We start from the raw sequence: 8,723 nt of genomic DNA, 5'->3' as shown, positions 1-8,723 counted from the left end.
AGCTGTCCCGCTACCGGCTGGTGGGCTACTGCGGGCTGCCCGGGGCCGCCGCGCTCGGCCGGCTCGGTGTCGGGGACCTCGGCGACCAGGTGCGGCAGATCGAGAAGACCGCCCGCGCCTACGCCGCGGACCGTGAACCGCAGCCGGTGCTCGAACTCCTCGCGACCGTCGCCAACAGCGCCGCGGGCCCCGACGGCACCTACCGCTCACGCACCTCCTCCGACACGATCCGCCGCTTCCACGACGCGGCCAAGCGCCACCGTGCCCTGCTGTTGCTGAACATCCAGCCGGGCCGGGCCTCGGTCCTCGGCGAGGTCAAGGCGCTGCGCGAATGGCTGGTCCATCCCGATGTCGGCATAGCCCTGGACCCGGAGTGGGAGATGGGTCCGGGCGAGGTGCCGGGAGACACCTACGGCCACACCAGCGGCCAGGAGCTCACCGATGTGGCCCGCTATCTCTCCGGGATCGTCGACGAACACGATCTGCCGCAGAAGCCACTCGTCTTCCACCAGGTGGCCGTGGCCGTCGTCAGCGACCAGTCCGCGCTGCGCCCGCAACCCGGTGTGGTGCTCATCAAGAGCGCGGACGGCATAGGTTCGCCGGGGATGAAGCGCGACACCTGGCGGCAGCTGGTCAGGAACCAGCCCGAGGGCGTGCGCACCGGCTTCAAGCTCTTCTACGAGGAGGACACCGAGGGGAGCCGGCTGATGACCCCGGAGGAGGTGCTGGCCCTGCGGCCACGCCCGGACTACGTCATGTTCGAGTGACCGCGCCGGCCCGCGCCACGAATTCGGCGGACCGCGTCACGCACGCGGCCGCCCCCGGCCGGAAGGCGGCCGGGGGCGGCTGGGGAAGGAGCGCTCAGGGGCGTGGCGCCGTCTGCACGGTGAGGGGTTCCTGGGTGGCGACGTCGCCGGGGCCGCGGCGGGTGAAGCGCATGGCCACACAGGCACCCACGTACAGCACCGCCACCACCAGCAGCAGCGCCTGATAGCCCGTGAGCAGGGCCAGATACTCCAGAGTGCCGCCGAACAGGGAGCCCAGCAGGTTGGCACCGAACGCCGACGTGGGGTCGGCGGCCGCCGCCAGCCGGTCGGAGAAGATGAGGTTGGCGCAGAAGATGGGGGCGAAGGCCAGCGCGATGGCGGCGGCCAGCCGGGGGACGAAGGGCAGCCCCAGCACCACATGGGACGGGATCAGCCAGGCGATGGCGAGGCTGGAGAAGAGCATCAGCTGCAGCACCAGCTGATTGACCCGGCGCAGCCTGCGCCGGACCTCCACCGCACACAGCACGGCGAGCAGCACCCCCGCGAAGACCATCGCGTTGACCAGCCAGGTGGTGCCGAAGTAGAGGGCGAACCCGATCACGTTCTTGGTCTCCAGCAGCATGAACGCCGCGCCGAGCAGGAACATGTCCACATAGCGGGCGGTGCGCCTCAGCCGGACCCCGGTCAGCCGCACCGACACCAGCGTCACCAGCAGGATCGCCCCCAGGACCCCGATGTAGAGGGTGGGGATGGTGCGGTGCAGCAGATACGGGAAGGGGTGGTCGTCACTGGCGGCCGAGGGCACCGGGCCGGAGGGGCGCCATGCGGAGGCGGTGCAGGACTGGTCGCCGGAGGTCACGCCGGCCACCAGGATGGCCGCCTTCTTGCCTCCGTAGTGGGTGATGCAGGGGGCGTGTCCGAAGACGGAGGTGAGCGTGGAGCCGAACCGGTCGATGAGCCAGTTCTGCCGGTAGTAGTTGTACATGGCGAACGCGCCGCCGGGGGCGAGGTGGCGGTGTGCCGCCTCGAACGCCTGCCGGGTGAACAGATAGCTCTCCAGGCGCAGGTTGCTCGCGCCCGACACCAGGGTCAGGGAGTCCGGCAGGGCGAGGACGACCAGGTCGTAGCGGGTCTTGGTGCGCTCGAGGAAGGCCCGGCCGTCGTTGATGTGCACGTGCACCCGGGGGTTGTGGTAGGGCCGGGCCGGGTGCAGTGACGCGCCGATCTCCTGCAGCCGGGGGTCGATCTCCACGGCGTCCACCCGCCGGGCGCCGTGGGCGAGCGCCATCGCCACGTCGTTGCCGTTGCCCGCCCCGATGACCAGCACCCGGCGGTGGGAGTTCCGCGGGGTCTCGCGGTAGGGCTGCTGGTACGGGGAGTCGGGGCGCCTGAGCACCTTCAGCGGGGCGATGGACTGGTGCGGTACCCCATTGGCGGAGATCTTGTAGTCCCGGCTGCCGGAGGTCGGCCTGGTGACCTCGATCTTGTAGTACGGGGACCAGGAGATGCCGCCGGCCGCCGTCTCCAGCGCCAGGATGGCCACCATCAGCGCGAGCGGCACCGAATATCTGATGGTGTTGCGGCGGCCGCCGAGGGTCAGCAGCGCCGCCGCGGCGATCACCCCCCACACCACCGACGGTGCGCGCAGCCAGGACAGCAGCGCGAAGGACACCGAGCCGGTGAGCGAGCCCAGCAGGTCGAAGCGGTACGCCTCCAGCGAGGGCAGCCGACGGAACTGATCGGCCGTCATCTTGCCGATGGCCATCATGATCAGCGCGGTCAGCCCGAAGAGCACCGGCAGGGTCACCCACTGGGGCAGACCGGTGGTCTTCACGGCGGTGAAGTAGATGACCTCGCCGCTGGTCTGCCGCACCTGCACGGGGAACTCGCGCACCAGGACGACGAGAACGGCGAGCGGGACGGGCGTCCAGCGGGTCAGCCACTGCCCACGGCCGGCGGGCAGCAGGAATCCCAGGCCGATCCCGAGGAACGAGCCCAAGAGGATGAAGTTCGAGAAATAGCTCAGATGGACGATATTGGCGCCGGTCCACCGGATCAGCGCCAGCTCGACGAAGAGCATGGTGGCGCTGGCCAGCAGCAGCCTCGCGCGCACGTTTTGCGGTCCTGGGCTGTGCTCCATGTCGGCCACGCTGTCATCCGGGGCGGGGCAGGTCGAGCACCCACACGGCCCGTGCCGTCGGCCGGATGGCGGGCGTCCGGCGCATCGCGAAGTGGCTCCGGCCGCTCGCCTTCCGTCCGCGCGATCCCTCGCCACCGCGCCACCACCGCGGCCGTCGGTGCAGGTCACCGGCGTGGCCCGGGGTGCGGTGCAACGGCCGTGCGGAGTGGGACGGTCACGCCGCGGCACATGTCCTGGATCCGCTCCCCCGGCCACCGCCGTACGCCGTTCGGGTCACGGCCCGGCCGGTGTCCGTCACCTGCCCGGGCCAACGGCGGACGCCCGCGCGGAGGAGGCGGACCCAGATGGCGGAGCGGGGTGGCGCCGGGTGCGCCTGGCGAGAGCCACCGCCGCGGCCACAGTGCCGGCGAACACGCCCCAGGAGACGATGTCGCCCGTGCGGGAGTACGGGGTGCGCAAGCCGTGGATGGGAACGTCGGCGTACCAGACGCCCGCGTCGGTGGTGGTGTCCAGCGTGGACAGCAGCCGTCCGGTGGCGTCGTAGGCGCTGGACTGGCCGTTGAAGTCCTGCCGGACCAGCGCGTAACCGTTCTCGATCGCGCGCAGCCCGGCCATGGCGGTGTGGGTGCGCCCCATCTCGGGCCAGTCGCCGCCGGGGACGAAGACGATGTCGGCGTCGATGTGATTGCCCGCCGGGAAGTCGGCGTCGTAGCAGATGACGTTCGCCAGCCGGCCGTACGGGGTGTCGACGACGGGCACGCGGCCGTCGCCGCGTGTGTAGATCTCGAGCCCGGGGATGGGCCGGGCCTTCTCGTAGTCCCACAGCTTCCCGCCGTCGGGGCCGAAGAGATGGGTCTCGTCCCTGCCGTGGGGCGCGTCCGGCAGATACGTCAGGTCGGCCACCAGGAGATAGACGTTGTGCGCGTCCGCTGCCGCCGATGCCCGCCGCAGGTACGCGCGGTGGTCCTCGTCGGCCACCCGCGCGGCGTTCTCCGACCAGACGACGATCCGCGCACCGGCCGCGGCCGCCCGGGCGGTCTGGCGGAAGAGGTCGTCCAGGAGCGGTCGCATGGCCCGGCGCACATCGGCCCGGTCGACGCGGCGCGGGTCGGTGACGGCGAGCCGGGAGGCGCCGTGCACCGCCGTCTCGGCGTCGATGGCCGCGTGGCTCGGATTGATGCCGGCCACTTTGACGGTGTCGCCGCCCGTGTCCGTGGACATCGTGCGGAGCTGTCCGCCGGCGACGATCAGCACGACGGCCGTGGCGTAGGCGGCGGCCCAGCGCAGCGCGGGCCGACGCGGCCCGCGCTCCCAGACCAGGTTGCCGATGGTCGCTCCCGCCCCGATGACGAAGGCGATGACGTACGGCCCGGTCAGCGCGGTGATCTGTAGCAGTGCGGTGCTCGCGTGCTGGGACGCGGCCCGCATGCCGTACGCGGTGCCGAACGGGCCGTACGTGCCGAGGAGGAATTCCACGGACATGGCCGCGGCGGGGAACAGCAGCACCCTGCCGAGGGTGCCGGCGCGCGGGCCGAGCAGCCGGTCGACCACATACGGCAGACCGTAGGCCACTCCGAAGGCCACATCACCCAGGAAGGTGAGCCAGGTGATGGGCACGGCGAGTTCGGCCATCCACACCGCGGCCGACGCCACCGTGACGGCGAACACCGCGGGCAGGGCCACGAGCGGGCGGGTGTGGCGCAGGAAGCGGAGGAGGAGCAGCGGCGCCGCCCATGCGGCCAGGGGCACGTCGAACCGGCCGCCGACGGACAGCAAGGACGCCGCGGCGCCGCCCCACAGGCACAGCCAGGGGCGTTGAGCGGGCGGGGCGAGTCGTTCGGTCATCGGGCACTCCTGTGCGCGGGCCGCGTCCCCACGGACCGGCCCGCATCGATGTGTACGATGTCCACATTGAAGGATGGAGGTGTGGACACTGTCAACATCCACTGGCTCGGGATACCACCACGGGGATCTGCGAGCAGCCCTGCTGAACTCCGCTCTGGCGCTCCTCAACGCCGAGGGCCCGGGCGAGCTGTCGCTGCGCGCGGTCGCCCGGCACGCCGGGGTCTCCCCGAACGCCCCCTACCGCCACTACCGCGACAAGGAGGCGCTGCTCGCCGCCCTCGCCACCCGGGGCTTCACGGAGCTGGGCGAACGCCTCGCCGCGGTCGCCCCCGGGGAGGCCCCCGGCGCGGAGGTCATCGCCATGGCCTGCGCGGCGGTCGACTACGCGCTGGACCACCCCGGGGTGTACCGCCTGATGTTCGGGCAGGCGTGCAGCAGCCACCCCGACACCATCGCCGCCTCCGACGCCGCGATCGCCATCGTGGCGGACCGCATCGCGGCCATCGCGGAACCGGAGCGGCGCGAGCCACTGCGGGTCGGGATCTGGGCCCTCGTCCACGGGCTGAGCACACTGCTGCTCGACGAACGGCTCGGCACACCGACGCGCGCCGAGGCCGACGCCCTGGTGGAGACAGTCGTACGCACCATGCTGGGCGCCGGCCCCGAACGGCCGGACGGGGGATCCGCGGACGGGTGAACACCACGCCGATCAGCGGGCGTTCACCGGGTCAGCTCCCCCCGGTGGCGTAGAACGGCTTGCACACGGTGCCCACGTAGTCCGTGGCGATCTCCAGCACTCGGCTGCCGTCCGCCGAGGGCAGCAGTGCCGAGCTGTAGTTGGGGCACCAGTCGACCACTTTGGAATCCACCCGCACCGGTGCGGAGATCGAACGCCAGGCTCCGGTGCCGCCGTTGCTGTTGGTCCAGACGGTGGCACCGCTGCCGGTGGCGGTGGTGCCGTCCGCGTTGTTCAGGACCTGGCCGATGAGGAACAGCTTGCCCCGGGGATTTCCGGGCTCAGGGGCCCAGGCGAGGTTCGGCGTGTGGGTGAAGTACTTCCCGTCGGCGGTCTCGGGACGGTAGCCGAGATGAGCGGAGTCGCCCCAGTTCCAGCCGTCCCACGAGGTCCGGTAGTGGACCACGCATGAGTACTGCCCCTGGGCGGCGCAGATCTCGTACACCATGAAGTACTGGCCGTCGGGCAGCTTGCGCACGATGGGCATACCGGGCCGGTCGGAGGCGAGGTTGCTGGCGATGGTGGCGTGGTGGCCCGTCCAGGTGATCCCGTCCGCGCTGCGGGCGGCGACCAGCTTCTGACTGTGCGCGGGGTCGGTCTCGTCCGAGTAGTGGGCCACCAACCGTCCGCTGGAGTCGATGGAGAACTCCGGCTCCCACAGCCCCTTGGTGTTGGGGGCGGTGGCCACGGTGGACAGATAGGACCAGGTGCGGCCCTGGTCGTTGCTGCGGAAGACCCGGATGGCCATCCGGCGGTCCGGCTCGTCCTGGCCGATGGAGGCCGCCCACAGCAGGGTCCCGGCGGGCATGGTGCCGACGGCCCGCGGCAGTTCGTACAGGGTGGCGCAGCATTCGCCCTGTCCACCGGACGCCTCGGGGTCGGCCACCTCGCCCACCTGCCGGAAGGTGGCGCCGTCGTCGGTGCTCTCGTAGATGGCACCGAGCCCGTCCGAGCCGCGGAAGGTGACCACCGAGGCGAGGATGCGGCCGTTGGCGGCGCCGTTGTACTGGAGGCGCAGGGCGCGGGGGTAGAGGCCGGTGCCGTCGCGCAGCAGGGTCCCGGAGGCGGCCGCGGCCGGGGGTGCCTGGACGGCCAGGAGCGAGCCCAGGACAGCCAGGAGGGTCAGCAGGGTGGGCAGGAGGTGTCTTCGGTACGGCGTGGTCATGCACGCTCCCTCGGGAGGAGTGGTGAAGGGGGAGAGGGGCCCGGGCCCTGCGTGGCGCAACGCTAGAGAGAATTTCCAACGTTGTAAATCCCTCGCGCAGGCTTCCGCGAGGGCCGAGGCAGGGCCCAGACGGGGCCGCGCTTTCGCGAAGTGCCCGGGACCGGTACCGCCCTCGGCCAGGGCACCGGGCCGGGGGCGGCGCGCGCCTCCGCCCCGTTACGCCACGGCGCAACGGGGCGGTCGGGGGGCGGTCAGTGCTCCTGGGCGGTGGGGCGCACCATGATCTCGTTGACGGCGGCGTGCGAGGGCTGGGTGACCATGAAGGCGATCGCGCGGGCGATGTCCTCGGGGTGCAGCCAGGACTCGCGCGGCATGCCGCGCCCGGCGGCGGCGATCGCGCTGTCGGCCGTCAGCTCCGTGGCGACCATGCCCGGCTCGATCAGCCCCACCCGGACACCCCGGGCGGTCACCTCCTGGCGCATGGCCTCGCTCATGGCGCCCACCGCGTGTTTGGTGGCCGAGTAGACGCCGTTGCCGGGCCGTGCCAGCCGGCCGGCCACCGAGCTGACGTTCACCACATCCGCCACCCCGCGCGGGCCGTCGGACGCCGTCCGCAGCAGATGCGGCAGCGCCTGCTGGGAGGTGTGCAGCACGGCTCTGACGTTGAGGTCGAGCATGCGCTCCCAGCCCTCGGGGTCGCCCTCCTCGACCCTGCCGGGCACCACGGAGCCGGCGTTGTTCACCAGCACATCGAGCCGTCCGCACTGCTCGACGGCGTCCTCGACGCACCGGCGGGCCTGCGCCGTGTCCCGCAGATCGGCGGTGAGGACGGCGCAGGAGCGGCCCTCCTTCCGCACCGTGGCGGCAAGGTCCTCCAGCCGTTCGGTACGGCGGGCCACCAGTGCGAGATCGGCTCCCTGCCGGGCCAGCGCCACGGCGGTGGCCGCTCCGATGCCGCTGGACGCGCCGGTCACCAGCGCCACGCAGCCCGACAGCGGGCCGTAGGAGGGCGCGGCGTCTCCGGCGTGCCGGTCGTTCCCGGTGTTCATATCCGTCACCCTGGCTCCCTGGTCTTACGGGGGTGGGGAGGCCACGGGGTCGCGTGGCCCGGGGCGGATCGGGTACCCCGGCGGAGGCCATCCATCGCCCCCGTTCCTCCTTCTCAGGGGACTTCTCAGCGGACTTCTCAGCGGACTTCTCAGCCGAAGGCGCCGCTGTAGGCGTTGAGCGCGGGCCGGCCGCCGAGGTGGGCGTAGAGCACGTTGGAGTCCTTGGGTATGTCGCCGTCGCGGACGAGGTCGATGAGCCCGGCCATGGACTTGCCCTCGTAGACCGGGTCGAGGATCACCCCTTCGAGGCTTCCGGTGAGCCGGATCGCCTCGAGGGTGGAGTCGACCGGGACGCCCGTAGAGGTCCCCGGCCCAGCCCTCCAGCACGGTGATCTCCTCATCGCGCAGCTCCCGGCCGAGGCCGATCAGCCCGGCGGTCTCGCGTGCGACTTCTCCACCTGGGCACGCGTCTCGGCCAGTCTGGCGGAGGCGTCGATGCCCAGGACCCGGCGGGGGCGGTCCTGGCCCGCGAAGCCCGCGATCACGCCCGCCTGGGTGGAGCCGGTGACGCCGCACACCACGATGGTGTCGAAGAAGACCCTCAGCTCCCGCTCCTGGGCCTGGGCCTCCCGCGCCCAGTTGGCGAAGCCCAGGCCGCCCGGCGGATGGTCGGAGGCCCCGGCGGGGATCGGATACGGCGTGCCGCCCTCGGCGCGGACGTCATCCAGGGCCTGGCTCCAGCTGCCCTTGAAGCCGATGCCGAATCCCGCGTCGACCAGCTTCACCCACGCGCCCGTGATCCGGGAGAGCAACGCGGCGACCTGGCGGGTGTGGTTGGACTGCACACCGCCGATGTTCACCAGGGTGTCCGCGCCCTTCCGGAGCGCGTCGGGGACGAGGTACTCCAGCTTGCGGGTCTGGTTGCCGCCGAAGGCCGGTCCGCTGGTGCAGTCCTCGCGCTTGGCCCGGACGCGCGCCCCGCCGAGACGCTCGCTCAGCCGGTCCAGGGGTGGATCGGGCT

6 protein-coding genes and 1 pseudogene are annotated in these 8,723 nt (G+C 72.1%); 2 read left to right on the top strand and 5 right to left on the bottom strand.

Going from position 1 to position 8,723, the window contains the following annotated elements; translation table 11 throughout:
• The coding region (locus GWI24_RS35030) for a hypothetical protein (protein ID WP_247617294.1) at positions 1-767 on the top strand (767 nt) is incomplete at its 5' end.
• A gap of 94 nt (positions 768-861) precedes the next feature.
• Here GWI24_RS35030 and GWI24_RS35025 read toward each other — a convergent pair.
• Positions 862-2,880: a spermidine synthase gene (locus tag GWI24_RS35025; protein WP_308344195.1), complete on the bottom strand. Its 2,019-nt coding sequence runs from the start codon at positions 2,878-2,880 to the stop codon at positions 862-864.
• Positions 2,881-3,201: 321 nt separating this feature from the next.
• Positions 3,202-4,752 carry a nitrilase-related carbon-nitrogen hydrolase gene (locus tag GWI24_RS35020; RefSeq protein ID WP_210950073.1) on the bottom strand — a complete coding sequence of 517 codons (1,551 nt, stop codon included), beginning with the start codon at positions 4,750-4,752 and terminating at the stop codon, positions 3,202-3,204.
• A 79-nt stretch (positions 4,753-4,831) separates the two neighbouring features.
• Here GWI24_RS35020 and GWI24_RS35015 point away from each other — a divergent pair, with 79 nt between their 5' ends.
• Positions 4,832-5,449 (top strand): TetR/AcrR family transcriptional regulator, encoded by a 618-nt coding sequence (locus GWI24_RS35015; RefSeq protein ID WP_210950072.1) that lies wholly within the window; start codon positions 4,832-4,834, stop codon positions 5,447-5,449.
• 31 nt (positions 5,450-5,480) lie between these two features.
• Here GWI24_RS35015 and GWI24_RS35010 read toward each other — a convergent pair whose 3' ends face one another.
• From GWI24_RS35010 to GWI24_RS35000, 3 genes and pseudogenes are all read right to left on the bottom strand, one after another.
• Complete coding sequence (locus tag GWI24_RS35010) at positions 5,481-6,653, bottom strand: sialidase family protein (RefSeq protein ID WP_210950071.1); 1,173 nt, start codon at positions 6,651-6,653, stop codon at positions 5,481-5,483.
• A gap of 251 nt (positions 6,654-6,904) precedes the next feature.
• On the bottom strand, positions 6,905-7,702 hold the full coding sequence (locus GWI24_RS35005; protein WP_210950076.1) for an SDR family oxidoreductase: 798 nt from the start codon (positions 7,700-7,702) through the stop codon (positions 6,905-6,907).
• Between the two features lie 149 nt (positions 7,703-7,851).
• Positions 7,852-8,723, bottom strand: a pseudogene (locus GWI24_RS35000) (pyridoxal-phosphate dependent enzyme); the annotation flags it as partial.

Origin of the sequence: Streptomyces sp. MK37H, from assembly GCF_018035285.1 — a bacterium.
In the GTDB taxonomy this organism is placed as follows: Bacteria; Actinomycetota; Actinomycetes; order Streptomycetales; family Streptomycetaceae; genus Streptomyces; species Streptomyces endocoffeicus.
The sequence above is the reverse complement of the archived record's forward strand: the minus strand, read 5'-3'. Positions and strand labels throughout refer to the sequence as shown.

What these genes read in the sequence shown, in the direction of transcription:
- GWI24_RS35010 (WP_210950071.1), bottom strand. Translation starts at nt 6,653, where the DNA reads ATGACCACGCCGTACCGAAGACACCTCCTGCCCACCCTGCTGACCCTC.
- GWI24_RS35020 (WP_210950073.1), bottom strand. Translation starts at nt 4,752, where the DNA reads ATGACCGAACGACTCGCCCCGCCCGCTCAACGCCCCTGGCTGTGCCTG.
- GWI24_RS35005 (WP_210950076.1), bottom strand. Translation starts at nt 7,702, where the DNA reads ATGAACACCGGGAACGACCGGCACGCCGGAGACGCCGCGCCCTCCTAC.